A 24349-nucleotide genomic window follows, 5' to 3' on the forward strand; every position below is an offset into this window, starting at 1 on the left:
CGGCTCAGCCCTTGGCCCCGAGATCGGCCGCCCACGGGTAGCCCATGTGCACCTGCGAGGCGGGCGGGCCCGTCACCTTGGCCCCGAGCACGACCGCGTTGGGCACCTCGACCAGCGAGATCCACACCATGTCGGCGGTGAACATGCGCTGCAGCTCGATGACGTGCTTGGCGCGGGCCGCGGCGTCGGTGGTCTCCAGCGCCTCGGCCACCAGCTTGTCGTAGGCGGGCGAGCTGTACTTCACCCAGTTGTTGGCCGAGCCGGTCAGGCCGTTGTCGTAGAAGCCGATGGGGTCGGACTTGGTGATGTACCAGTCATCGGGAACCAGGTCGACCTGAGCACGCAGCGACTTGTCGGTGTAGAAGCTGCCGAACTCGGACGAGGGCACGGTCTTGATCTGCGCGGTCAGGCCGATCTTCGTGGCCGCGTCGACGACGGCGTTGGCGATGACCGTCCGCGACTGCTCGCCGTCGGTCGCCACCACGATCGGCTCCTTCGGCGAGCCCGCCTCCGCCACCAGCTTCTTGGCCTGCTCTACCTGGGGCGTGTCGGGAGCGCCTGTCAGCTCGTCGAAGGCCGTCTGGAACGCCTCCTTCTCGTACGACCACGCCCCGGCCCCCACCGGCACCTTCCACGGCCTGGCCAGCCCCGCGAACCCGGACTTGGCGATGCCGGCCCGGTCCACGGCCAGCGACAGCGCCCGCCGGATCTTCGGGTCCTTCATCACGCCGCGGTCGGTCGGCAGCAGCACGAACACCCGGGTGGTCGTGCCGTAGGCCACGCTGACCGCCTGGTTGCTCTGCAGCGCCACCGCCGGTCCCGTGTCGGACAGGTAGGCGCCCTGCGCCGCTCCCGTCACGAGACTGTTGACCAGCGCCGTGTCCTGGGCCCATTGGAAGACGACGGTCCTGGTGAGCGGCTTGACGTCCTTGTTCCAGTACGCGTCGTAACGCTCGATGGTCATGTGCGAGCCGGACTTCCACTCCTTGAGCCGGTACGGCCCGCCGCAGGCGTCCTCCTTGCCCGGCGAGCCGAAGTCCTCGCCCTGCGCCTGCACCACCTTCCGGTTGAGCACGATGCCGGCCCCACCGGCGATGGCCTGCTCGAACAGCGCGTTGGGCCGCTTGAACGCGATCGTGACCTCGTGCTCGCCGCTCTTGGCGATGGACTCGACGTCCTCGAACTCGTCGGATTCGTCCATGCCCTCGCCGGCGTGCCGCTTCAGGCTCCACACGACGTCGTCGGCCGTGACCGGCGAGCCGTCGTGGAAGGTGGCGTCCTCGCGCAGCGTGAGCACCATCGTCTCGGGGTCGGGGCGCTCGGTCCGCTCGGCCAGCCAGGGTTTGACGGTCATGTCGGGCTGGGTCTGCATGAGGCGCTCGCAGACGTTCGCCATGACCGTGCGGTTGGGGGTGCCGCCGTCGGAGTCGAGGTCGAGCGTGCCCGGCTCCTCGTCGAGCAGCCAGACGGCGCGGTCGAGCGGCCCCGCCGCCCTGGCGGTGCGATCGACGAGGGTGAGCTTGGCGGGATCGGGCGCCTTGGTGGTCGCGGCGGGCCCGCCGCACGCGGCGACCAGGCCGGCCAGCCCGGCGAGGGCGAGCAGCTTCTTCACGGGGTCACTTCTCCATGCGGTCCGTCGTAGAGGTTCCAGGGCACGCGCTCGTACTCGTGGTCGCAGGGCGTGCCGGCCGCGATCAAGTAGTCGCCCGTGGTCAGGTCGACGCAGCTCGACAGCAGGGTCGCCCACCGCTTCACGGCGGGCTGGGTGAGGTCGGGGTGGGTGCAGAGGGACTCGGGGTAGCCCAGGTGGTCGGACATGGCGAACCTGATCCGCTTGCGCACCTCGTCGGTGCCGGACGCCTCGCGCACCGTACGCAGCCCGCCCTCGGCCCGCGGCACGCGGAACAGCGAGTCGGCCGAGCCGGGCCGGTAGGTGGCGGCGAGCTGCGGCGGCACGAACGCCTGGTAGTGGTTGCCGTGCACGAGCAGCCCGTCCGTGGGATACATCCAGCCCACGGCGCCGGGCGTGGTCTCCAGGTCGATCGCGAACCCGTCGCGGTGCGTGACCAGCGCGTTGCTGGCGATGTGGGCCCGCGACTTGGTCAGCGCCTCCAGCGCGGTGTTGAGGTTGTCGCTGTCCAGCACCCTGCGCCTGATCAGGGTCTGCGGCACGCCCACGGTGTCGTCGAAGCGCCCGCCGAGCCCGTTGGCGTTGAGCGCGATGCCCGCCGAGTTGGCCCCCTGCCGCCCGACCTGCCCCGCCTCCACGTGCATGATGACCGTCGGCCGTCCCGGCTGGACGACCCTGAGCACCATCAGCGTGTCGGACACGCCGTCGCGCCAGTCCCAGTTCTGGCCGGCGTAGACGTGACCGTCGCCGGACACCTCCCCCAGCATCGCGAACGACGTGCAGCCGTCGGGCTCCATGGAGCTGAAGGTGGTGTCGTAGATGATCTCGCCGCGGGCGTTGAGCGCGAGCACGTCGAGGAAGCCGACCCCGGCCCCCTCGGCGATGCCCTCCATCTCCTCGACCAGCTCCGGCGCGAACGCCCTGCTGGGCTCGATCCAGTGCGCCGCCCGCTCCACGACCTGCTCCCATGACAGGCCGCTGGAGTGCGCGAACGCCTCCGCGTAGTAGGTCAGCGCGCGTTCGATCCGCTCGCGCGCCTGCTCGCCGTACTGCCGCCCGCGTTCGCGAGGAGCGCCGGAGATCTCGACGAGAGGCAGGGATGTGAGGCTCAATGGTGCTCCTTGGACCGACCCGGTGCCTGTAATGTCCATTTCAGGAAGCGGCGAGTCTGTAGCGGTCGTTTCCAAGACAGGGTAATGAGCGCTACACAGGAGTCAAGAACCGTAATGGAAAATACACACAGCCCGATCGAACAGCTCAGGGCCCAGGTACGGCAGCTCTGGGAGGAGCTGTCGCCGGCCGAGCGGGCGGTGTGCCACTACCTGATCTCCGCCTCGCCCGAGCAGATCCTCTTCGCCAGCGCGCAGGAGCTCGGCACCGCCACGGGCACCAGCAACGCCACGGTGGTGCGGACGATGCAGCGGCTCGGCTTCGGCGGCCTGCCGGGGCTCAAGCGGGCGCTGGCGGCCGAGTTCACCTCGGCGGTGGCCCCCGACGTCCGCCTGCGGCAGCGCGTCAGCCACGTCGGCCAGGACCTGACCGGCATCTGGGAGCGGGTCTTCGACGAGGCCCGCGAGCGGGTCGAACACTGCAGGGGGCTGCTGGACGCGGAGGCGTTCAAGAAGGCGGTCGAGCTGCTGGTCGACGCGCCCGGCGTATTCGTCTACGGCGCGGGCGCCTCCGAGCCGGCCGGCCACCACCTGGCGCTCAAGCTCAACCGGCGCGGCCACCGCGCCCGCGCCGTCTCGACCACCGGCTTCGCCCTGGCGGACGACCTGATCCAGCTCGCGCACGGCGAGGTGCTGGTGATCTTCCAGCCGGCCCGCAAGCTCAAGGAGCTCACCGTGCTGATCGACCGGGCGCACGCCGTGGGAGCGAACATCGTGTTGATTTCCGATGAACTCGGCGGTTCGTTCGCCGACCGCGTGGACGCCGTGCTGGCCGCCCCGCACACGCCCACCGGCATCACGGCCGAACCCCTGACCGGCATCATCGTGGCCGACGCGCTGCTGCTGGCGCTCGACTCGCTCGACGAGTCCCGCTCGGTCGAGAACTCCCACCAGCTCAACGCGCTACGACGGCAACTCCTGGACGCCCGATCGGACCCCCGATTCCGCTAACCTCACCCTCGTCACTCCCGCGTGTGCTGGAAAGGTGTCGTCGTGATCGGCTGGCTAGAAGCGGTGATCTTGGGGTTGGTCCAAGGGCTCACGGAGTTCCTGCCGATCTCCTCCAGCGCCCACATCCGGGTGGTCTCCGCGTTCGCCGGCTGGAAGGACCCGGGGGCCGCCTTCACGGCGGTGATCCAGCTCGGCACCGAGGCGGCCGTGCTGATCTACTTCCGCAAGGAGATCTGGGAGATCATCTCCACCTGGACGCGCTCGCTGTTCGACAAGAGCCTGCGCGGCCACTGGGCGGCCCGCATGGGCTGGTACGTCATCGTCGGCACGCTGCCCATCGGCATCCTCGGCCTCACGCTGAAGGACCAGATCGAGACCAGCTTCCGCGACCTGCGCCTGGTCGGCACCACACTGATCGTCTTCGCCTGCATCCTGTGGTACGCCGACCACACCGCCCGCAACAAGCTCACGCTGGAGAAGCACCTCAGCTTCACCCACGCCGTCCTCTACGGCTTCGCCCAGTCTCTGGCCCTGATCCCCGGCGTGTCCCGCTCGGGCGGCACGGTGACCGCCGGCCTGCTGCTCGACTACCGCCGCGAGGACGCGGCCAAATACTCGTTCCTGCTGGCCATCCCCGCCGTGCTGGCCTCGGGATTGTTCGAGCTGAAGGACATCGGCGAGGGCCCGGCCCCCGACTGGGGGCCGACGATCCTCGCCACCGTCATCTCCTTCGTCGTCGGCTATCTGGCGGTGGCCTGGTTCCTGCGTTACATCAGCACCCACCGCTTCACCCTCTTCGTGATCTACCGGATCCTCCTCGGCGTCTTCGTCATCTTCGCGGTCAGCGTCGGCTGGATTCCGGCTCAGGGCTGACCCGCGCCGCCGGATAGCAGGCCGCCCACGCCTCGTCGCCCATGCGCAGGATCTTCCAGCCGATCCAGCCGAGCGCGGCCACGGGGGCGGCCCAGAACGGCACGGTGGCGGGACCGTAGGAGACCGCGAACGATCCGAGATAGCCGGCCGTCACCACCGCCGGCGCCCACCACCCCACGAACCCGGCCCGCCACACGGCCGCGGTCAGCACCGGCAGGCCGAGGAAGCCGAAGAACATCCACGGGAGCTGGAACCCGAACACCACGCCGGGCAGCCCCAGCATCTCGTCCAGGATCCGCTGCGCCTCCTCCGGCGGATGATGCCGCCCCAGCCACCACTCGACGGGGTCGCTGAGCAACAGCCCGGACAGCTGCAGATAGCCGAGCATCGTGAGCGCGCCCGCGACGTGGCCGAGCCTGGTCGCCCTGCGCCTGGTCAGGTGCACGAGGCCGAGCACGGCCACGGCCATGAGCATCCAGCTCCAGTGGTAGAGCACGGACTGGATCTGGGCGAGCACGGGATTCGCGCCGAAGCTGACCGCCTCGCGGTCGTCGCCCCAGGTGCCGGGATCGACGACGACGGCGAGAGCCTGGAGCAGCGGGGCCACGATGAGCAGGACTCCTGCCGTGACGCGGCGGAAGGTCACCTGGTCTCTGAACATGCCGCCGACGGTAGGCGCGCCGGACCCCGCCCGTCGTCCGCCTGCCGGGCTACCGCCCGTCCCCTTCGCGAGGGATCCGCACCGCCATAGGAATTTCCTATGGCGGCCGCTGGGATTTCGTCTTTGCTTCCCGTTCTTTTCGTTGCGTACGGTGAATCTGCGCGGCGCGGTAGAACCCCCGCGAGTAATTCAGCGGTTTATCGAAGGGAATGGCGACATGACACTCGAGAACGGGACGCGACAACTCAGCGGAAAGCGTGCCCTTGTCACAGGCGGCTCACGCGGCATCGGGGCGGCCGTGGTGCGGCGGCTCCTCGACGCGGGCGCCGAGGTGCTGGCCACCGCGAGGTCGACCGCGTACCCGGCGCCTGAGGGCGCCGCCTTCGTCACGGCGGACATCAGGACCGAGGCCGGGACGCGGGCGCTCGCCACGGCCGCGCGGGAGACGCTCGGCGGCGTGGACATCGTGGTCCACAACGCGGGCGGCGCCCGGGCGAACGAGGGCGCCAGCGCCGTGACGATCTCCGACGACGAGTGGCAGGACGCGCTGAACCTCAACCTCCTGGCGGCGGTACGGCTGAACTCCCTGCTCGTGCCGGGGATGCGGGAGCAGGGGTCGGGAGCGATCGTGCACATCTCCACAGCCGCGCTGCTCCCGCCGGTGCCGGCGTTCGCGCACTACCAGGCGGCGAAGGCGGGGCTGGAGAGCTACAGCCGGGCCCTGGCCGCTGAACTGGCCCCGTCCGGGGTCCGGGTCAACGCTCTGGGCCCCGGCAGAACCGCGACCCCCGGCGGCGAGGAGACGCGCAGGCGATGGGCGAGCGACGACACCGAGTCGGGCGCGACCGCCACGCCCCCGCTCGGGCGCGAGGGCCGGCCGGACGACATCGCCGCCGCGGTGCTCTTCCTCGCGTCGGACGAGGCGGGCTGGATCACCGGGACCTATTTCTCCGTGGACGGCGGAGAATACCCCAGGAATTGACGGCGGCCGCATTCCGGCGGCACGAACGCGGTGGCGCGACGACATTCGCACGCGCCGCTCTCATCGAGAACGAAGGAATTCCAGCATGGGTGAATACAGTGGCAAGAATGTCGTGGTCACCGGCGGCAGCAGCGGCATCGGGCTCGCCATCGCGCAATCGCTGGCCGACGGCGGGGCCCGGGTGGCGATCACCGGCCGGTCCCAGGCCGCGCTCGACGCCGCGCGGGAGCGCATCGGCGCGAACGCGATCGCCGTCCGCGGCGACGTGTCCTCGCTCTCCGACCTGGACACGCTGGCGGACCGGGTGAAGGCCGAGTTCGGCACGATCGAGGCGCTGTTCGTCAACGCGGGTGTCACCGCTCTCACGCCGTTCGAGTCGACGACCGAGCAGGCGTACGACGAGCTGTTCGCGATCAACGTCAAGGGCGCCTTCTTCACCGTGCAGAAGCTCGCCCCGCTGCTGAGCAGGGGCGCCGGCGTCGTCCTGACCACCTCGGTGGCCGGCGTCGTCGGCATCAAGGACAGCAGCGTCTACGCGGCCGGCAAGGCGGCGCTGCGCTCCATGGCCCGCAGCTTCTCCCGTGAGCTGCTGCCGCGCGAGATCCGGGTCAACGCGATCAGCCCCGGTCCCGTGGACACGGGGGTGCTGGAGCGCTCGATGTCCAAGGAGGCCGCGGCGGAGTTCATCGCGGAGCGGGTCGCGGACAATCCCATGAAGCGGCTGGGCGCCCTCGACGAGATCGCCGCCGCGGCCGCGTTCCTCGCTTTCGACGCGACGTACACGGCGGGGGTCGAACTCGCCGTGGACGGCGGCGTCACCCAGCTCTGAGCGGCCCCGCGCCGTTCACCGCGGCGCCTTTGCCGTGCGGCTCATCGGCGCCTGACCGGAAGGAGGCGGAGCTGTTCCAGGTCTCCTGGCGCAGGAGCTCCAGCAGGGCCGTCGCCGCCGGGCCCGAGTCGGGCTGGACCACGGCGATGACGGGCTGGGACACGGCGGGGAACACCGGACGCGCGAGGTGCTCGTAGCCGCTGGGCACCGCGGAGGCGGGGACGAGCGTCACGCCCAGGCCGTGGGCGGCCCAGCGCACCGCCGTCGCCGTCTGGGACACGCGGGCGACCGTGGCCGGCCTCAGCCCGTTGTCGCTCGCCACCTCCTCCAGCACGCCGTCGAGCGCGCTCTCGCGGTCGAACCTGACCCACGGCTCCCCCTCCAGCGCACGCAGGTCCACCCGGTCCGCGGCGAGCTGACGGTGCCCGGCGCCCAGCACCACGACGAACTCCTCGTCGCCGAGGCGGTGGGCGTCGGCGGGGCCCCGCCGGCACTGCGCCATCAGGGCGAGATCCGTCAGCCGCCTGCGGCACAGCTGCTCCATCTCGGCGGAGCTCGACTCCTCGAAGACGGTGACCTCCAGCCGCGGGAAGCGGCGCCGCAGCGCGCCCAGCGCGCCCGGCAGCTGCCGGGTGCCGAAGCCCAGTTGCGCCGCGACGACGAGCTCGCCCACCAGGTCGTCCGCACCGGCCCGCGCCGTCTCCCTGGCCCGCCGCGCCGCGTTCACCGCGACCTCCGCCTCCTGGAGGAACGCCCGGCCGACCGCGGTGGGCACCAGCCCGGCCGGCGTCCGGTCGAACAACGTCACGCCGAGGTCGCGCTCCAGGTTGCGGATCTGCTGGGACATCGACGGCTGGGCGACGCTCAGCGATTCCGCCGCCGCCGTCACCGAGCCCTCAGCGGCGACCGCCAGGGCGTACTCGAACTGACGCAGGCTCATCGGCTCCGCCCTCTCCTGGGGCGGAAACGCGGTCCACCCCGTCGTCATCGTTCCTGGAAGCGCACACCTCAGCCGGATCCGGCGACCCGGGTCCTTCGTTCCCGGCCACCCTCGCCTCAACGCGCTACCCCCGTGAACCCTTCCTCGGCGGCGGCGCCGACCTGCTAGGAAACCCGGCGCGGGTAGCGGCTGCACAGGGCGAAGACGACGGCGAAGAGGGTCCACGCCAGGACGTACGCCACCGGATGCGCCCAGACCTCACCGATCACGTCGCTGAGTGCCGCGCGGCCCTCGAAATAAATCAGCAGGCCCAGCAGTGCCCCCGGGATCGCGCCCCACCACCGCCGCCACCACACGTCGTACGCGACCACCTCGAACGCCACCAGCGCGACCGGGCCGAACAGCAGGAAGTTGAGGCGGGGCGGCTGGGAGAGGAAGGCCGCCAGCACCATGACCGCCACCGCCGACCCCGCCGTCAGCAGGACGAGGGCAGCCAGCGGCGCGGGTTCGTCACGCGGGTCGTCCTCCGGTTGCGGCGCGGGGGCCTGCTCGTCCTGGCGAGGAACCGGCTCGTCTCGGGGGTGCGGCGTGGGGGCCTGATCGTCCTGGCCGGGCACGGGCTCGTCGCTCGGGTCACGGTCGTCTGACACATCCGACATTATGGCCAACAGCCTTCCCCGGCGGGGAAAGCCGACGAGCCCGGCACCGGCACTAGCCGACCGGTTCGGTCACCTGAGGGACGAGCTTCGGTGCGCGGTAGGTGGCCAGGGTGAACAGCAGGGCCGCCAGGCCCAGGCCGGCCGACAGAGTGATCACGCCCACTCGTCCGTACGCATCCAGCGCCACCCCACCGGCCAGCCCCGCCACGAACAGGCCGAAGTACTGGGCCGACGACAGCAGGCCCAGGCCGATCGAGACGTTCCCTGGCATCGCGGTGACGGTCCTGAACTGCTGGGCGGGGGCGATCATCCAGCCGACCGCGCCCCACAGGAAGCCCCAGAGCAGCGCGAGGGGCAGGGCGAGGTTCGCGACGGGGATGAGGGCGACGAACACGAAGGCGGCCGACATCCCGATCAGGATCATCCGGCGCGGCCCGTACGCGTCGGACAACCGCCCGCCGAGCAGGTTGCCCACGATCCCGCCCAGCCCCCAGGCCCACAGCAGCGCGGGCAGCGGCAGGTCGAACAGCGAGCCGATGTAGGTGTAGGCGCTGAACCCCGACGCGAAGACCAGCAGCTGCGTGGCCATCACCGCCATCACCCGCCGGTCGCGCAGCGGCTCGAACCGCTCCCGCAGCCGCCCGGACGCCGGGATCCGCACGTCGGGCACCAGCGCGGCCACCCCGACGAGCCCGAGCAGGCCCAGCCCGGACACCATCCACAACGTCGCCCGCCAGCTCGCCGTCTCACCCAGCCAGGTGCCGAGCGGCACCCCGATGGCCGACGACACGCTCAGCCCGCCCATCACCAGCGCCAGCGCGCGCCCGCGCCGGTCGGGGGTGGTCAGCGCGTTCGCCACGGCCGACGAGGTCGGCGTGAACATGGCCGCCCCCGCCGCGGCGATCACCCGGGTGAGGATCACCAGCGGGTACGTCGGCGCCAGCGCGCTCAGCACGTTGCCGGCCACGAACACCCCCATGGCCAGCATCAGCAGCGTCCTGCGCGGCAGGTGGATCGTCAGAGCCGCGAGCAGGGGCGACAGCACCGCGTACGCCAGCGCGAACACCGTCATGAGCTGACCCGCGGCCGACCGGGAGACCCCCAGGTCGGTCGAGATCGGGCCCAGCAGCCCGGCGGTGACGAACATGCCCGTACCGATCGCGAAATTTCCGGCGGCCATCGGATAGAGCCGTGAACTCACGGAAGCCTCCTCCAGCAAAAGTTTGATGCCCATCAAACTGACTTATAGTTGGATCGTTGTCAAACAATGAGACGAAGGTAGGCTTCCGTCATGCGCCTGCTACCGCACCCCGCGACGGAGGACATCGAGCTCACAGAGGTTCTGCGGGCGCTGTCCGACCCCGTCCGCCTGGAGATCACCATCCGCCTCGCCATCGCCGGGGAGATGAACTGCACCACCGCGGCCGACCACCTCGGGGTGCACAAGTCGACCGCCTCGCACCACTACCGGGCGTTGCGGGAGGCCGGCGTGGTCGAGACGAAGCAGGAGGGGCGGCTGAAGTACATGAGCCTGCGCCGCGCCGACCTCGACGCCCGCTTCCCCGGCCTGCTCGACGCGGTCCTGCACGCGGCGAACCGCCCCTCAAGACGCCCAGTCTCAGCGCACCAGGCTGATGCCCGTGCCTGACGGCGCCCTGCCCATCCACCACGTGCTGCCCGAGCTGCTGGCCGCGCTCGACGGGCACGGCAGCGCGGTGCTGACCGCGCCGCCCGGCACCGGCAAGACCACCGTGGTGCCCCTGGCGCTGGCCGGGGCGGGCATGCGGGTGGTGGTGGCCGAGCCGCGGCGGCTGGCCGTACGCGCGGCGGCCCGGCGCATGGGCGTGAGCTACACGATCAGGGGCGAGCGGCACGTGGGCGCCAACCCCATGGTCGAGGTCGTCACGACCGGCGTGCTGCTGCAGCGGCTCCAGCGGGACCAGGAGCTGGCCGGGGTCGACGCGGTCATGCTGGACGAATGCCACGAACGCCACCTCGACGCGGACACGGCGCTGGCGTTCCTGCTCGACGTACGCGAGACGCTCCGCCCCGACCTGCGCCTCCTGGCCACCTCCGCCACCGCCGACGCCGCCCCGTGGGCCGGACTGCTCGGCGGCCCGATCGTCGCCGCCACCGGGAACACCCACCCCGTGGAGACGGTCTGGGCCCCGCCGCCGCGCCCGGTCGCGCCGCCGCACGGCCTGCGCGTCGATCCCGCGCTGCTGTCGCACGTGGCCTCGGTGGTCCGCGGGGCACTGGCCGAACGGGACGGCGACGTGCTGTGCTTCCTGCCCGGCGTGGGCGAGATCGCCAAGGTGGCCGGCATGCTGGCCGGCGACGTCGAGCAGCTGCTCCAGGTGCACGGCCAGGCTCCAGCTCACGTTCAGGACGCCGTGCTGTCGCCGGGGGCGGGGCGCAGGGTGGTGCTGGCCACGTCCGTCGCCGAGTCGAGCCTGACCGTTCCCGGCGTGCGGGTGGTGGTGGACTGCGGGCTGGCCCGCGAGCCACGGACCGACCACGCGCGCGGCCTGGGCTCCCTCACCACGGTCCGGGTTTCCAGAGCCGCCGCCGCCCAGCGGGCCGGACGGGCGGGCCGTGAGGCGCCCGGCGCCGTCTACCGCTGCTGGACGGCGGCCGAGCACGAGCGCCTGGCCGAGCACGCCCGGCCGGAGATCGCGCTCGCCGACCTGACCGGCTTCGCCCTCCAGGCGGCCTGCTGGGGCAGCCGGGACGCGCACGGCCTCGCCCTGCTCGACCCGCCGCCCGCCGCCGCCATGTCCGCCGCCACCGCGACGCTGCGGCTGCTCGGCGCCCTGGACGACGCCTCCCGCGTCACCGCCCGTGGCCGCCGGATGGCGCTGGCCGGAGTGCATCCCCGGCTGGCCAGGGCCCTGCTCGACCTCGGTCCCCGGGCCGCGGAGGTGGTGGCGCTGCTGTCGGAGCAGCTGCCCAGGGACGCCTCCGACGACCTGGTGGAGGTCTGGCGCACGGCCCGCCGCGGCGGCACCGGCTTCGCGGCCCGCTGGCGCCAGGAATCCACCCGTCTCCGCCGCACCGCCTCCACCACCGGTGCGGCGGCTCGCGGGCGGGAGTTGTCCGAGGACGCGCTGGCCGGGATGGCGGTGGCGCTGGCGTTTCCCGAGCGGGTGGCGCGCAGGCGCGGTGGCGGGTTCCTCATGGCCTCGGGCACCCAGGCGCAGCCGGCCGAGGGCTCCAGGCTCGCGAGCGCGCAGTGGCTGGCCGTCGCGGTCGCCGACCGTCCGACCGGCTCGGCCTCGGCCCGCGTCAGGCAGGCGGTGGTGATCGACGAGGCGACGGCCAGGATGGCGGCCGGCACCACGGTCGAGGACGAGGTCGAGTGGAAGGTGCCGCCGGGCGGGCGCCGCGGCGACGTGTCCGCCCGCAGGGTCGAGCGCCTGGGCGCGATCGAGCTGTCCGCCAGCCCGCTCAAGGACGCCGACGTCCGCGAGGCCATCCGGTACGGCCTGCGTACGGAAGACCTGCTGACCTGGACGAAACCGGCCAAGGAGCTGCGCGACCGGCTGGCGTTCTGCCACCGGGCGATCGGCCCGCCCTGGCCGTCCATGGACGCGCTCGTCGACCTGGCCGACCAGTGGCTGGAGCCCGAGCTGTCCAGGGCCCGCCGCCGCGCCGACGTGGAGCGCATCGACGTCGCCTCGGCGCTGCGCCGCCTGATCCCGTGGAGCGAACGGCTGGACGCGGTCGCCCCGGAACGCCTGGAGGTCCCCACCGGCTCGCGCATTCGCGTCGAGTACTCGGGTGAGCAGCCGGTGCTGGCGGTGAAGCTGCAGGAGCTGTTCGGCTGGCAGGAGACGCCGCTGATCGCGGGCGTTCCGGTCCTGGTCCACCTGCTGTCGCCCGCGGGCCGGCCGCTGGCGGTCACGGCGGACCTGGCCTCGTTCTGGCGCGACGGCTACCGCTACGTACGCGCGGAGATGCGCGGCCGCTACCCCAAGCACCCCTGGCCGGAGGACCCGCTCACCGCGCCGCCCACCCGCCGGACGAAAGGACGGACATGACCGGCTGGCAGGCCGTGGCGGCCCGCGACAACGCCTCGTGGTGCGACCTGATGTGCCGCGCCCACGGCAGGCCGGGCACGTTCACCGAGCGCGCCTGGACCAACCCGGCCAGGACTCCGCCCTTCTACCCCGACGCCGTCACGCTCTCCCCTGACGCCACGGCGGCCGACGTGCTCGGCCGCATCGACGCGGGTCCCGGCGCGTCGGTCAAGGACAGCTTCGCCACGCTCGCCCTTCCCGGCTTCGAGGTGCTGTTCGAGGCGTGCTGGATCCACCGCGACGCTCCCGGCCGCACGCCCACCGCCTGGACGGTGGTCGAGGACGCGGACACCCTGCGCGACTGGGAGCGGGCCTTCGGCGAGCCCGGCCTGTTCCCGCCCGCGCTGCTCAAAGAGGCGACGATCGTGTCCGGCCGGACGAACGACGAGATCACCACCGGCGCGATCCTCACCACCGGCGGCCCCGCCGTCGGCGTCTCCAACGTCTTCGGCCCCGACGAGGACGCGGCCTGGGAAGGCGTCCTGGCCATGGCAGCCGAGCTCTTCCCCGGCCGCCCCCTGGTCGGCTACGAGATCGACCCGGCCACCGCCCTCCGCCACGGCTTCACCGCGACCGGCGCCCTGCGCGTGTGGATCAGGCCCTGAGGCCGTACGTCAGTTGACAAGATCGTCCAGCGTCGGGTTCTCGATCATCGGATGCCGCTCCCCACCCACCCCCATGTCCTTGAACCCGCTGGACGTCGCCACACACACCACGGGCCCGTCGAACTCGCGCCGCAGCCTCCGATACCCGGCCAGCCCCGCCGCGCCCGACAGCTCCTGCCACAGCCCCTGCCCGGCCAGGTCGCGCTGCGCCCGCCGCAGCTCGTCGTCGGTGACCAGCACGGCCTCGCCGCCGCTGTCGCGCACGGCCAGCACGCCCCGGTGCCCGCCGACGGTGCCGGCGACGCTGTACGCCTCGGTGGGGCCCAGCTCGACGATCGCGGCGGGCGTGCCAGTGGCCAGGGCCCTGGCGTGCGGCCCACCGGCGGCCGACTCGCAGGAGAACATCCGCGGCGTCCGCTCCGCCAGCCCGAGCAGCCGCAGCTCGGTGAAGCCCTTCCACACCCCGTAGAGCAGCTCGGCGTAGCCGGTGGGCACGAGGACGGCCGCCGGCACCGTCCGGCCGAGCTGCAGGAACAGCTCGTACGCGATCGTCTTGTAGCCTTCGGGCCCGAACGGGTGCCCGGTGTGGGTGACGGTCTGGTTGCTGACCGGGTGGTAGCCGAGCCGGTCGACGACCTCGCGCAGCAGCGGCCAGCGCGCCGCGACCGGCACGGACACGACCTTCGCCCCGTACGCGCGCGCGAACGTCTGCACGGCCGGCGGCGAGTCGGCCGAGGAGAGCACGATGGCGGGCAGCCCGGCCCTGGCCGCGTAGGCGGCGGCGGAGGCGCCGTGGTTGCCCGAGGAGGCCACGACCACGCCGGGCGCGCCGGCGGCCACGGCGGCGCTGACCGCGACCCGGTTGAGCCGGTCCTTGTGCGACCACGTCGGATTGCGCGATTCGTCCTTGATGTGCACGTCCCCGAACTCCACCAGCGGCGTCCCGCCCTCCCCCAGCGTGGGCACCGCCAGGGGCGGCAGCAGCGGGGACCACCGCGCGAGGTCGGGGCCCGGCTCCTGGTCGAACAGGGCGCGGTCCGCCTTCGCGTAGTCGTACACGACGTCGAGCGGATAGGCGATCTCGTCGGTGCTGGTCCTGGGGCAGCCCCGCGTCAGCGGCGGGAACAGGGGATATTCGGCCGAGGGGTCGCCCAGCGAACGCTGGCGCAGGGCGAGCGAAGATCCGTTCACGTGGATCGACCCTATCGAGCCTCGCCACGATGCGGGAAAACCTGCAGACTCGAAACATGTTGTGGGCAGGCAGGTCCGCCATCGAGATCGCGACGGCCGTACGGCACGGGGACGTCAAGGCCACGACCGTCGTCGAGGAGCATCTCCATGCCATCTCGGAGCGGGACACCAGGGTCGGGGCGTTCCGTGCGGTCAGGGAGCAGGCCGTGGACGAGGCGCGGGAGCTGCAGAGACGGCGCGAGCTGCCGGATCTGCCGCTCGCGGGCGTGCCGGTCGCGGTCAAGGACAACCTGGAGGTCGCGGGCGAGGCCACCCGCGGCGGGTCGGCCGCCACCTCCGACGTGCCGGCGGCCGAGGACCACGTGACGGTGGCGCGGCTGCGCGCGGCGGGCGCGGTGGTCATCGGCGTGACCAACCTGCCGGAGCTGGGGCTGGTGGCGTTCGGCGACAGCGCGTACGGCGTCGTACGCAACCCCTGGAATCCCGCACGCACGGCGGGCGGATCGTCGGCGGGCAGCGCCGCGGCCGTGGCGGCGGGCATGGTGCCGATCGCGCTCGGCAACGACGGCATGGGCTCGTTGCGCATCCCCGCGGCCTGCTGCGGCGTGCTGGCGATCAAGCCGGGCGCGGACCTGGTGCCGCCGCCGACGGACGACTGGGACCGTCTGACCGAGAACGGCCCGATCGCCACGACCGCCGCCGACCTGTCGCTGGCGCTGTCCGTGCTGGCCGCGGACCCGTCGCTGGCGGAGGCGTGGCGCGGCGGCCGCCGGGTCGAGCCCGTGCCGCGCATGCTTCGCTCGGTTTGGGCCGACGACGACGAGGTGTGGGAGCCGCAGCCGCCGCCCGCCGGCCCCGAGCCGTTCGACCTGCGGGTGGCCTACGCGCCGCAGCCGCTGCCGCCCGGGCTGCCGGTCGACAAGGAATTCCGGGCCGCGGTGCGCGGGGCTGCGGAGACGCTGCGCCTGGCCGGGCACACGGTGGTCGAGCACGACGGCACGCTGCCCGCGTGGCTCGGCCCGGCCACGGTCGCGACGTGGCTGGTCAGGGCCGCCGAGTCGGTCGAAGGGCTGGACCGGTGGCGGCTCGAACGCCGGACCCGCGCGCTGGCCCGAGCCGGCCGGGTGCTCGCCGCGCTGAAGCTGGACGGCGCGCGGAGTCGCGCGCGCTGGCACGGGTACGGCGCCGACCAGTGGCTCGGCGACGCGGACGTGCTGATCATGCCGGCCCTGGCCGCCGTCGCGCCGCGGGCCGAGCGCTACGGGCGGCGTGGCCTGCTGCGCAACGCGCAGACCAACATCAGGTACGCCCCCGCCACGGGCCCGTGGAACATGTGCGGCTGGCCCGCCATGGCCGTCCCCCTGGCCACCCATTCCTGCGGGCTGCCGATCGCCGTCCAGCTCGTCGCGCCGCCCGGCGGCGAGCCCCACCTGCTCGGCCTGGCCGCCCAGCTCCAGTCCGCGCATCCGCCGCTCAGGCCACCGGGCTTCACCTACTGAGCCGTCCCGAGGCCGTCCCGAGGCCGTCCCGAGGCCGTCCCGAGCCGTTCTGAGGCCGTCCCAGTTGTCCCCAGCCGTCCTGAGCCGTTACGAACCTTCCATAACGCTCGCTTCTGGCGATCAGCAGATCCATCTCTTGGACTTATGGCAGCGCGGCCGACAGGCTGGAACCATGAGTTCCACCCTTGACCAGCACGATTCCGCATATGACGCCGAGCGAGCCGGCTTCCAGACGCTCGCCTCCCACCGCCCAGAGCTCATCGTCTCGGCCGCGAGCGCCGATGACGTCCGGCAGGCGGTGTCCCAGGCCGCCGCGCGCGGGCTGCCCGTCGCGGTGCAGGCGACCGGGCACGGCCTGCCCGTCGCCGCCGAGGGCGGCCTGCTCATCACCACCGGCGCGATGAACGCCGTCACGATCGACCCGGCCGCCGGCACCGCGCGTATCGAGGCGGGCGTGCGCTGGGAGCAGGTCATCGAAGCGGCGGCCGAGCACGGGCTGGCCCCGCTGTCCGGCTCGTCGCCGGTCGTGGGGGCGGTCTCGTACACGCTGGGCGGGGGCATCGGCCTCATGGCCAGGCGCTACGGGTACGCCGCCGACCAGGTGCGCGCCGTCGAGGTCGTCACGGCCGACGCCGAGCTCCGCCGCGTCACGCCTGACGGCGACCCCGACCTGTTCTGGGCGCTGGTGGGCGGCCGGGGCAACTTCGGCGTGGCCACCGCGCTGGAGATCGGCCTCGTGCCCGTCCGGCGGCTCTACGGCGGCGCGCTCCACTTCGGCACCGACCTGGCCGGGCTCGCGCTGCGCGCCTGGCGGGACTGGACGCGGTCGCTGCCCGAGGAGATGACCTCCTCGATCGCCGTCATCCCGTTCCCCGACTCGCCGCACGCCCCCGCGCCCTTCCGCGGCCAGACCGTGGCCCACGTACGCGTCGCGTTCACCGGAGACGCGGCCGAGGGCGAGGAGTTGCTGGCTCCTCTGCGCGCGGTCGGCCCCCGGCTGACGGACACCGTGGGCGAGCTGCCCTACACCGGCTCGGCCGCCATCCACAACGACCCCACGAAGCCCTCCGGCTACTACTCCACCCACTCGCTGCTGCGCGAGCTGCCGGAGGAGGCGCTGGAGGCGCTGCTCGGCGCGCGGGCCGTGATCGAGGTGCGCCACCTCGGCGGCGCGCTGACCAAGCCTCAGTCGGCGGCCAACTCGGTGGGGAACAGGGATGCGCTCTACTACGCCGGCATGCTGACCCCCGGCCTGGCCCCGGGCTCCGACCTGACGGCCGTGCGCGCCGCCCACGAGGTCGTCACGCGGGCGCTGTCGCCGTGGGCGACGGGCGGGCAGGTGCTGAACTTCCTGTACGGCGACCAGGCCGCGCCCGCGAACGTGCGCAGGGCGTACGAGCCGGCCGACTACGAGCGCCTGACCAGGCTCAAGACCACGTGGGACGCGCAGAACCTGTTCCGGCTGAACCACAACATCCCCCCGGCCTGAGACCAGGCCGAGGGGATGCGGTGATCCGACGCGCTGTTCAGATGCCGACGGGGTGCCAGACCGTCTTGGTCTCCAGGAAGGCCGTCATGCGGCCGATCCCGGGATCGGCCGCCCAGTCCGGCGCCGCCGCCGGCCGCAGCACCCGCTTCAGGTTCTCGGCGGCGGCCTGCTCGCAGCTGAGCGCCAGGTCGGCGTCCGCCACTCCGGTCAGGTCGATCGCGTTGACGTCCATGTGGGCGGCCAGCCACGGCGCCAGCTCGCGTCGCCGCCCGGTCAGCACGTTGACGACTCCGCCCGGCAGGTCGGAGGTGGCCAGGACCTCCGACAGCGTGATCGCGCCCAGCGGCGACGGCTCCGAGGCGACCACGACGCAGGTGTTGCCGGTCACGATCGCCGGGGCCACCACCGACACCAGGCCGAGCAGCGGATCGGCGGGCGCGACGACGGCCACCACGCCGGTCGGCTCGGGCGTGGACAGGTTGAAGTAGGGCCCGGCCACGGGGTTCGCCGCGCCGTGCACCGAGGCGATCTTGTCGGACCAGCCGGCGTACCAGACCAGCCGGTCGACGGTCGCGTCCACCTGCTCCAGGGCCGCCCGCTTGCCGCCGCCGAGCTCGTCGGCGAACTGCGCGCGCCGGCCCTCCAGCATCTCGGCGACGCGGTAGAGGATCTGCCCCCGGTTGTAGGCGGTCGCGCCCGACCAGCCGGGGAACGCCTTGCGCGCCGCCACCACCGCGTCGCGGGCGTCCTTGCGCGAGGCCCGCGAGGCGTTGGCGAGGAAGTCTCCCTTGGCCGAGGTCACGGGATAGGACCTCCCACTCTCCGAGCGCGGGAACGCCCCGCCGATGTAGAGCTTGTAGGTCTTTCTGACGGACAACCTACTCATCGCCGCGCCCCTTCCACGTGGACTCCTGCTCCACCTGCACCGGTACGAAGATCTGGCCGCACCGGCTGACGCCGCAGCGGTGGGCGAACCAGCCCTCGCGCACCGGGCGGCCGGCCCTGGCGAAGGCATGGCCCCTGGTCACCTGGTCGCGCCGGCGCGGCCGGCGGCTGTCACACCTCAAGGTAGGCCTCCAGACCGTGGCGTCCGCCTTCGCGCCCGAACCCGGACTCCTTGAACCCGCCGAAGGGCGAGGCCGGGTCGAACTTGTTGAAGGTGTTGGCCCAGACCACGCCGGCCCTGAGCCGGTCGGCCATCCACAGGATGCGGGAGCCCTTCTCGGTCCACACCCCCGCCGACAGCCCGTACGGCGTGTTGTTGGCCTTCTCCACCGCCTCGGCCGGAGTGCGGAAGGTCAGCACCGACAGCACAGGCCCGAAGATCTCCTCCCTGGCGACGCTGTGGGACTGCGCCACCCCGGTGAACAGCGTCGGCGGGAACCAGAACCCCTTACCGGGCAGCTCGCACGCGGGCGACCAGCGCTCGGCCCCCTCGGACTCGCCGAGGTCGCTGAGCCGCCGGATCTTGGCCAGCTGCTCGGCGGAGTTGATGGCGCCGATGTCGGTGTTCTTGTCCAGCGGGTCGCCCAGGCGCAGCGTGCCCAGCCGGCGCTTGAGCGCGGCCAGCAGCTCCTCCTGGATCGACTCCTGCACCAGCAGCCGCGACCCCGCGCAGCACACGTGGCCCTGGTTGAAGAAGATCCCGTTGACGATCCCCTCCACCGCCTGGTCCACGGCCGCGTCGTCGAACACGATGTTGGCGGCCTTGCCGCCCAGCTCAAGGGTGAGCTTCTTGCCGGTGCCGGCCACCGTTCTCGCGATGATCCGGCCGACCTCGGTGGAGCCGGTGAAGGCCACCTTGTTCACGTCGGGGTGGGCCACCACGGCGGCGCCGGTCTCGCCCGCGCCGGTGACGATGTTGACCACACCGGGCGGCAGGTCGGCCTGGCGGCAGATGTCGGCGAACAGCAGCGCGGTCAGCGGCGTCGTCTCGGCCGGCTTGAGCACCACCGTGTTGCCGCAGGCCAGCGCCGGGGCGATCTTCCAGGCCAGCATGAGCAGCGGGAAGTTCCACGGGATGACCTGGCCGGCCACGCCGAGCGGCTTGGCGCTGCCGAACCCGGCGTACTCCAGCTTGTCGGCCCAGCCGGCGTAGTAGAAGAAGTGGGCGGCCACGAGCGGCACGTCCACGTCGCGCGACTCGCGGATCGGCTTGCCGTTGTCGAGCGACTCCAGCACGGCCAGCTCCCTGGCCCGCTCCTGGATGATCCGCGCGATGCGGAACAGGTATTTGGCGCGTTCGGCGCCGGGCAGGGCGCTCCAGACGCCGAACGCCTTGCGTGCCGCCTGCACGGCGCGGTCGACGTCGTCGGAGGAGGCCGTGGCGACCTCCGCCAGCGTCTCCTCGGTGGCGGGATTGACGGTCTTGAACGGAGTGCCGGAGCCGTCGACGAACTCACCGTTGATGAACAGCCCGTAGGAGGACTTCAGGTCAACGACGTCGCGCGACTCGAGGGCCGGTGCATATTCGAACATCGTCAGTCCAGGGTGAAGTAGTCGGGGCCCGCGTAGCGGCCGGTGGCCAGCTTCTGGCGCTGCATCAGCAGGTCGTTGAGCAGCGAGGAGGCGCCGAGCCGGAACCACTCGGGGGTGAGCCAGTCGTCGCCCGCCGTCTCGTTGACCAGCACCAGGTTCTTGATCGCGTCCTTCGTGCTGCGGATCCCGCCGGCCGGCTTCACGCCGATCTGGCGTCCCGTCGCGTCGCGGAAGTCGCGTACGGCCTCCAGCATGATCAGCGTCACCGGCGGCGTCGCCGCCGGGGCGACCTTGCCGGTGGAGGTCTTGATGAAGTCGGCGCCGGCCAGCATGGCCAGCCAGGAGGCGCGCCGCACGTTGTCGTAGGTGGCCAGCTCTCCGGTCTCCAGGATCACCTTGAGGTGGGCCGCCCCGCAGGCCGCCTTCACCGCGACGATCTGTTCGTAGACCTTCATGTAGTGGCCGGCCAGGAAGGCGCCCCGGTCGATCACCATGTCGATCTCGTCGGCGCCGGCGGCCACCGCGAGCGCGGTGTCGCTCACCTTGACCTCCAGCGAGGTGCGCCCGCTGGGGAAGGCGGTGGCGACGGAGGCGACCTTGACGCCCGTGCCCTTCAGCGCCTCGACGGCCACCGCCACCAGGTCGGGATAGACGCAGACGGCGGCCACCGAGGGGGCGTCGCCGCCGGGCCGCACGGCCTTGGCGCACATCGCGCGCACCTTGCCGTCCGTGTCGGCTCCTTCGAGGGTCGTCAGGTCCACCATGGAGATGGCCAGGTCGATGGCCTGGGCCTTGGCCGTGGTCTTGATCGAACGGGTGCCGAGCATCGCCGCCCGCTGGTCCGCGCCGACCCGGTCAACCCCGGGCAGGCCGTGCAGGAAAGCTCGCAACGCCGAGTCGGACGAGGCGACGTCCGCGAGCGAGGTAGTCACAGTTGACACCTAGACAGCATCGCCGACCAGGGCCTCTACCTCCAAACCGGATCACCTTAGGGCAGCGCGGGCGCAGGTCCTAGGCATGCCGTCCCCTCTTCTAGGCATGCCGTACGCCTCCGCGCACGCCTACATAGGGATTCCGGGCCTGAGCCCGCACAGGAGATAGGACATCCACCCGATGTGGCGGACCGGGCCTTAGCCCGAGTCTTGAAGATGTCAGGAAAAAGCACCACATCAAAGGATGAAGATGATGAACCCCGAGATCGAGTTCGAGCTCATGAAGAACCAGGCGAGCGAGCTGCGCCGGGCGGCCGCCCACCACCGCCGCGTCCGCGAAGCCGAGCAGGGCAACAAGAGCGAGCGCCGTTCGCTCTTCGGCAAGCGCCGTTCCTCATGACCACCCCACGAGCACCCGGCCGCCGGCATCCGCGCGGCCGGGTCGCACGGGGCCCGTAGAACCCCCGCGAACCACCACAAAAAACGTCGAAAGCAGCGGATGTGGAATGGCATGCTGGATGACATGCGGGGACGTTCGGTAAGTCCCGTCTTCGTCGGACGGGAAGAGGAGCTGGCGGCTCTGGCCGAAAGCTTCGACGAGGCCATCAAAGGCAAGGTCACGGCGGTCCTGCTGGGAGGCGAGGCCGGGGTCGGCAAGACCAGGCTCGTCCAGCGCTTCGCGGAGAGCCGCACCGCCGACGGCGCCCACGTCCTGTTCGGCGGCTGCGTCGAGCTGTCCACCGAGGGCCTGGCCTACGCGCCCTTCACCGCCGCGCTGCGCCAGCTCGTCAGGGAGCAGGGCCCGGCCGCCGTGGCCGGGCTGCTGCCGGAAGGGGCCGAGCGCGACCTCGCCCGGCTGCTGCCCGAGTTCGGCGAGCCCAGCCGCGACGGCGAGACGGAGACCGGCCGCGCCCGGCTCTTCGAGCAGTTCCTCAGCCTGCTCGAACGCCTCGCCGAGCACCGCCCCACCATCCTGGTCATCGAGGACATCCACTGGGCCGACAGGTCCAGCCGCGACCTCATCGCCTTCCTCAGCCGCAACCTGCACACGCCGCAGGTCCTGATCGTCATGACCTACCGCTCCGACGACCTGCACCGCCAGCATCCGCTCAGGCCGGTGCTGGCCGAGCTGGGCCGGGTCCACGGCGTGCACCGCCTCGACCTGCCCCGCCTGTCGCGGGACGAGGTCGCCCAGCAGATGACCGCGATCCTCGGCCGCACCCCCGCCTACGGCAAGGTCGACACGGTCTACGAGCGCAGCGAGGGCATCCCGCTGTTCGTCGAGGCCATGCTGGAGAGCGGCGACGAGTGCACGTTCCCCGACTCGATGCAGGACCTCATCCTCGGCTGCGTCGAGCGGCTGCCCGAGGAGACCCAGCGCGTGCTGCGCGTCGCCGCCGCCGGCGGCAACCGGGTCGGCCACGCGCTGCTGGCCGCCGTCAGCGGCCTGTCCGACGTCGACCTGGAGACCGCGCTCCGCCCCGCCATCATGGGCAACGTGCTGCAGATCGCCGACAGCAGGGCGTACGTCTTCCGCCACTCCCTCATCCGCGAGGCCGTGCACGACGAGCTGCTGCCGGGCGAGCACCAGCGCCTGCACAGCAGGTTCGCCGAGGAGATCTCCAAGGACCGCACGCTCGTCCCGTCCGACCGGGCCGCCGTCGAGCTGGCCCACCACTGGTACGGCGCCCGCAACGACCGCTGGGCGCTGATCTCCGCCTGGGAGGCGGCGCGCAAGTCGTCCAAGGCGTTCGCCTACACCGAGGCGGTCCCGCTGCTCGAACGCGTGCTCACGCTCTGGGACCGGGTGCCCGACGCGGCCGAGCTGATCGGCTGCGACCACACCGGCGTGCTGGAGCGGGCCTCCGAGGCCGCCAACTCCGGCGGCGACGCCGACAAGGCCAGCAAGTTCGTCAAGGCCGCGCTGTCCCAGCTGGACGAGACCCGCGAGCCCGGCCGCGTGGCCCAGCTCATCGTGCGCAGGGCCGGGCTGAAGAACTCCAAGGGGCAGGCGGGCGTCATCGACGACCTGCGGCACGCGCTGCGGCTCGTCCCCGAGAACAGCCTCGACCGGGCCGAGGTCGTCACGCCGCTCAGCCGCCACCTGATGCTGAGGGGCGAGATCGAGGAGGCCAACGAGCTCATCATCGAGGGCCTGCGCTGGGTCAGGGAGCACGGCGACCGCTGCCTCGAAGGCGACCTGCTGATGAACCGGGCGCTCGGCCACTCGCTCAACGGCGAGATCGAGTCCACCATCGCCGTCAACGAGCAGGCGCTGGCCATCGGCCGGGAGGAGGGCGCGGGCCGCCTGATCACCCGGGCGATGGGCAACAACATCGACGCTCTGCTCGACATGGGCCGCCAGGACGACGCGCTGCGCATGGCCGAGCACGGCTGGACGGTCGCCAAGAAGTACGGGCGCCTGCGCGGCAGCGGCCTGTTCATCGCCAACAACTGGGCCGAGGTGCTGGAGACCCTCGGCCGCTGGGACGAGGCCATCGAGATCGTCGACACCGCGCTCAGCCACGGCCCCGTGCTGCGCACCCGCTACAGCCTGCTGCGGGTGCGCGCCGACATCGCCCTGGCCAGAGGCGAGCTGCAGCTCGTCGAGGGCATCCTGGCCGAGGTCGGCGTGTCCAAGAACCGTCCCGAGGAGTTCGTCCAGGACATCATCAGCAACGCCCGGCTGCTCATCGGCTGGCACCTGACCAGGGGCGAGCCCGGCGCCGCGCTCGGCGTGGCCGAGCAGGTGCTCTCGCAGCCGAAGCAGTCGAGCAAGGCCATGCTGGGCTGGCGGCTGCTCGCGCTGCTGCGCACGGTCTGCGACGCCGCCCAGGACACCGAGCGCGAACGGGCCGCCGCGGTGCGGGCGCAGGCCGCCGAGGTGGCCGCCATGCTGTCGGTGATCGGGCCGGTCGTGGAGGCGTACCGGCTGTCCTACTCCGGCGACTTCGACGCCGCGGCGGCGGCCTGGGAGCGGCTGCAGCGCCCGCACAACCAGTCCAAGGCCCTGCTGCGCGCCGCCTCCGTGGCCGCCACGGCCGGCGACAGGGAAGGCGCGGCGGTACGGCTGAAGGCGGCGCTGCCGCTGGCCAAGGCACTGAGGGCGACTCCGCTGGTGGAGGAGATCGAGATGCTGGCCCGCCGGGTCGGCGGCCTCCAGGAGGCCCAGGAGCCGTCTGAGCTGCTGACGCCGCGCGAGCTGGAGGTGCTGCGCCTGGTGACCCAGGGCCGCACCAACCGCGACATCGCCGCCGAGCTGTTCATCTCGGCGAAGACGGTGAGCGTGCACGTGTCCAACATCCTGGGCAAGCTCGGCGTCACCACGCGCGGCGAGGCCGCCGCGGCGGCCCACCGGCTGTCCCTGCTGTCCTGAGCGTCG

At 72.3% G+C, this 24349-nt stretch carries 22 protein-coding genes; 11 read left to right on the forward strand and 11 right to left on the reverse strand.

Going from position 1 to position 24349, the window contains the following annotated elements:
• Positions 1-4: 4 nt before the first annotated feature.
• Positions 5-1612, reverse strand: coding sequence for an ABC transporter substrate-binding protein (locus OIE67_RS43685; RefSeq protein ID WP_326631590.1), 1608 nt, complete (start codon positions 1610-1612; stop codon positions 5-7).
• Positions 1609-2742: a C45 family autoproteolytic acyltransferase/hydolase gene (locus OIE67_RS43690; protein WP_245956016.1), complete on the reverse strand. Its 1134-nt coding sequence runs from the start codon at positions 2740-2742 to the stop codon at positions 1609-1611. Before OIE67_RS43690 ends, OIE67_RS43685 begins: the two co-directional genes overlap by 4 nt.
• 114 nt (positions 2743-2856) lie before the next feature.
• On the opposite strand from OIE67_RS43690, the gene OIE67_RS43695 reads away from it, so the two are divergent.
• Entirely contained in the window at positions 2857-3750 is an 894-nt protein-coding gene (locus OIE67_RS43695) for a MurR/RpiR family transcriptional regulator (RefSeq protein ID WP_326631593.1), read from the forward strand.
• Positions 3751-3792: 42 nt separating this feature from the next.
• Entirely contained in the window at positions 3793-4623 is an 831-nt protein-coding gene (locus OIE67_RS43700; RefSeq protein ID WP_219912008.1) for an undecaprenyl-diphosphate phosphatase, read from the forward strand.
• Here the strand turns inward: OIE67_RS43700 and OIE67_RS43705 are convergent.
• Positions 4592-5284: a hypothetical protein gene (locus OIE67_RS43705; protein ID WP_326631595.1), complete on the reverse strand. Its 693-nt coding sequence runs from the start codon at positions 5282-5284 to the stop codon at positions 4592-4594. The two genes, OIE67_RS43700 and OIE67_RS43705, sit on opposite strands and share 32 nt — an antisense overlap.
• 217 nt (positions 5285-5501) lie before the next feature.
• Here OIE67_RS43705 and OIE67_RS43710 point away from each other — a divergent pair, with 217 nt between their 5' ends.
• Together OIE67_RS43710 and OIE67_RS43715 are read left to right on the forward strand one after the other, a co-directional pair.
• Positions 5502-6266, forward strand: coding sequence for an oxidoreductase (locus OIE67_RS43710; protein ID WP_326631597.1), 765 nt, complete (start codon positions 5502-5504; stop codon positions 6264-6266).
• 85 nt (positions 6267-6351) lie between these two features.
• Positions 6352-7095 carry an SDR family oxidoreductase gene (locus tag OIE67_RS43715; RefSeq protein WP_326631599.1) on the forward strand — a complete coding sequence of 248 codons (744 nt, stop codon included), beginning with the start codon at positions 6352-6354 and terminating at the stop codon, positions 7093-7095.
• Here the strand turns inward: OIE67_RS43715 and OIE67_RS43720 are convergent.
• From OIE67_RS43720 to OIE67_RS43730, 3 genes are all read right to left on the reverse strand, one after another.
• The gene (locus tag OIE67_RS43720; RefSeq protein WP_326631601.1) at positions 7082-8035 is read right to left on the reverse strand and encodes a LysR family transcriptional regulator; all 954 of its coding nucleotides are present in this window, start codon (positions 8033-8035) and stop codon (positions 7082-7084) included. The two genes, OIE67_RS43715 and OIE67_RS43720, sit on opposite strands and share 14 nt — an antisense overlap.
• Positions 8036-8199: 164 nt before the next feature.
• Positions 8200-8685: a hypothetical protein gene (locus tag OIE67_RS43725; RefSeq protein ID WP_326631603.1), complete on the reverse strand. Its 486-nt coding sequence runs from the start codon at positions 8683-8685 to the stop codon at positions 8200-8202.
• A gap of 61 nt (positions 8686-8746) precedes the next feature.
• Positions 8747-9895 (reverse strand): MFS transporter, encoded by a 1149-nt coding sequence (locus OIE67_RS43730; RefSeq protein WP_326631605.1) that lies wholly within the window; start codon positions 9893-9895, stop codon positions 8747-8749.
• Positions 9896-9985: 90 nt separating this feature from the next.
• On the opposite strand from OIE67_RS43730, the gene OIE67_RS43735 reads away from it, so the two are divergent.
• The 3 genes from OIE67_RS43735 to OIE67_RS43745 are packed head-to-tail and all read left to right on the forward strand — an operon-like array spanning position 9986 to position 13378.
• A complete protein-coding gene (locus OIE67_RS43735) occupies positions 9986-10342 on the forward strand; it encodes an ArsR/SmtB family transcription factor (protein WP_326631607.1) in 357 nt (118 codons plus the stop codon).
• Complete coding sequence (gene hrpB / locus OIE67_RS43740) at positions 10329-12734, forward strand: ATP-dependent helicase HrpB (RefSeq protein ID WP_326631610.1); 2406 nt, start codon at positions 10329-10331, stop codon at positions 12732-12734. Before OIE67_RS43735 ends, hrpB begins: the two co-directional genes overlap by 14 nt.
• Entirely contained in the window at positions 12731-13378 is a 648-nt protein-coding gene (locus tag OIE67_RS43745) for a hypothetical protein (protein WP_326631612.1), read from the forward strand. Before hrpB ends, OIE67_RS43745 begins: the two co-directional genes overlap by 4 nt.
• Before the next feature lie 9 nt (positions 13379-13387).
• Here the strand turns inward: OIE67_RS43745 and OIE67_RS43750 are convergent, their stop codons facing one another.
• Entirely contained in the window at positions 13388-14569 is a 1182-nt protein-coding gene (locus tag OIE67_RS43750; RefSeq protein WP_326631614.1) for a threonine synthase, read from the reverse strand.
• A gap of 29 nt (positions 14570-14598) precedes the next feature.
• On the opposite strand from OIE67_RS43750, the gene OIE67_RS43755 reads away from it, so the two are divergent.
• Positions 14599-16068, forward strand: coding sequence for an amidase (locus tag OIE67_RS43755; RefSeq protein ID WP_326631615.1), 1470 nt, complete (start codon positions 14599-14601; stop codon positions 16066-16068).
• Positions 16069-16240: 172 nt separating this feature from the next.
• Positions 16241-17557 (forward strand): FAD-binding oxidoreductase, encoded by a 1317-nt coding sequence (locus OIE67_RS43760; RefSeq protein ID WP_326631617.1) that lies wholly within the window; start codon positions 16241-16243, stop codon positions 17555-17557.
• Between the two features lie 37 nt (positions 17558-17594).
• Here OIE67_RS43760 and OIE67_RS43765 read toward each other — a convergent pair whose 3' ends face one another.
• From OIE67_RS43765 to deoC, 4 genes are read right to left on the reverse strand one after another with little or no spacing between them, the layout of a single operon-like run.
• Positions 17595-18443, reverse strand: coding sequence for an aldehyde dehydrogenase family protein (locus tag OIE67_RS43765; protein WP_326631618.1), 849 nt, complete (start codon positions 18441-18443; stop codon positions 17595-17597).
• Entirely contained in the window at positions 18436-18624 is a 189-nt protein-coding gene (locus OIE67_RS43770) for a hypothetical protein (protein ID WP_146178312.1), read from the reverse strand. The genes OIE67_RS43765 and OIE67_RS43770 overlap by 8 nt, the downstream gene beginning before the upstream one ends.
• Positions 18614-20035 (reverse strand): aldehyde dehydrogenase family protein, encoded by a 1422-nt coding sequence (locus OIE67_RS43775; protein WP_326631619.1) that lies wholly within the window; start codon positions 20033-20035, stop codon positions 18614-18616. Before OIE67_RS43775 ends, OIE67_RS43770 begins: the two co-directional genes overlap by 11 nt.
• 2 nt (positions 20036-20037) lie before the next feature.
• On the reverse strand, positions 20038-20967 hold the full coding sequence (gene deoC / locus OIE67_RS43780; RefSeq protein WP_326631620.1) for a deoxyribose-phosphate aldolase: 930 nt from the start codon (positions 20965-20967) through the stop codon (positions 20038-20040).
• Positions 20968-21217: 250 nt separating this feature from the next.
• Between deoC and OIE67_RS43785 the strand changes: the two genes are divergently transcribed.
• Together OIE67_RS43785 and OIE67_RS43790 are read left to right on the forward strand one after the other, a co-directional pair.
• Entirely contained in the window at positions 21218-21367 is a 150-nt protein-coding gene (locus OIE67_RS43785) for a hypothetical protein (protein WP_326631622.1), read from the forward strand.
• A 123-nt stretch (positions 21368-21490) separates the two neighbouring features.
• On the forward strand, positions 21491-24343 hold the full coding sequence (locus tag OIE67_RS43790) for an ATP-binding protein (RefSeq protein ID WP_326631624.1): 2853 nt from the start codon (positions 21491-21493) through the stop codon (positions 24341-24343).
• The last annotated feature ends 6 nt before the right edge of the window (positions 24344-24349 follow it).

Source organism: Nonomuraea fuscirosea, assembly GCF_035917475.1.
GTDB lineage: Bacteria > Actinomycetota > Actinomycetes > Streptosporangiales > Streptosporangiaceae > Nonomuraea > Nonomuraea fuscirosea.

Coding starts and splice junctions, on each gene's coding strand:
- OIE67_RS43695 (WP_326631593.1), top strand. CDS start 2,857: ATGGAAAATACACACAGCCCGATCGAACAGCTCAGGGCCCAGGTACGG.
- OIE67_RS43705 (WP_326631595.1), bottom strand. CDS start 5,284: ATGTTCAGAGACCAGGTGACCTTCCGCCGCGTCACGGCAGGAGTCCTG.
- OIE67_RS43710 (WP_326631597.1), top strand. CDS start 5,502: ATGACACTCGAGAACGGGACGCGACAACTCAGCGGAAAGCGTGCCCTT.
- OIE67_RS43715 (WP_326631599.1), top strand. CDS start 6,352: ATGGGTGAATACAGTGGCAAGAATGTCGTGGTCACCGGCGGCAGCAGC.
- OIE67_RS43720 (WP_326631601.1), bottom strand. CDS start 8,035: ATGAGCCTGCGTCAGTTCGAGTACGCCCTGGCGGTCGCCGCTGAGGGC.
- OIE67_RS43735 (WP_326631607.1), top strand. CDS start 9,986: ATGCGCCTGCTACCGCACCCCGCGACGGAGGACATCGAGCTCACAGAG.
- hrpB (WP_326631610.1), top strand. CDS start 10,329: ATGCCCGTGCCTGACGGCGCCCTGCCCATCCACCACGTGCTGCCCGAG.
- OIE67_RS43745 (WP_326631612.1), top strand. CDS start 12,731: ATGACCGGCTGGCAGGCCGTGGCGGCCCGCGACAACGCCTCGTGGTGC.
- OIE67_RS43755 (WP_326631615.1), top strand. CDS start 14,599: ATGCGGGAAAACCTGCAGACTCGAAACATGTTGTGGGCAGGCAGGTCC.
- OIE67_RS43760 (WP_326631617.1), top strand. CDS start 16,241: ATGAGTTCCACCCTTGACCAGCACGATTCCGCATATGACGCCGAGCGA.
- OIE67_RS43765 (WP_326631618.1), bottom strand. CDS start 18,443: ATGAGTAGGTTGTCCGTCAGAAAGACCTACAAGCTCTACATCGGCGGG.
- OIE67_RS43775 (WP_326631619.1), bottom strand. CDS start 20,035: ATGTTCGAATATGCACCGGCCCTCGAGTCGCGCGACGTCGTTGACCTG.
- OIE67_RS43785 (WP_326631622.1), top strand. CDS start 21,218: ATGATGAACCCCGAGATCGAGTTCGAGCTCATGAAGAACCAGGCGAGC.
- OIE67_RS43790 (WP_326631624.1), top strand. CDS start 21,491: ATGCGGGGACGTTCGGTAAGTCCCGTCTTCGTCGGACGGGAAGAGGAG.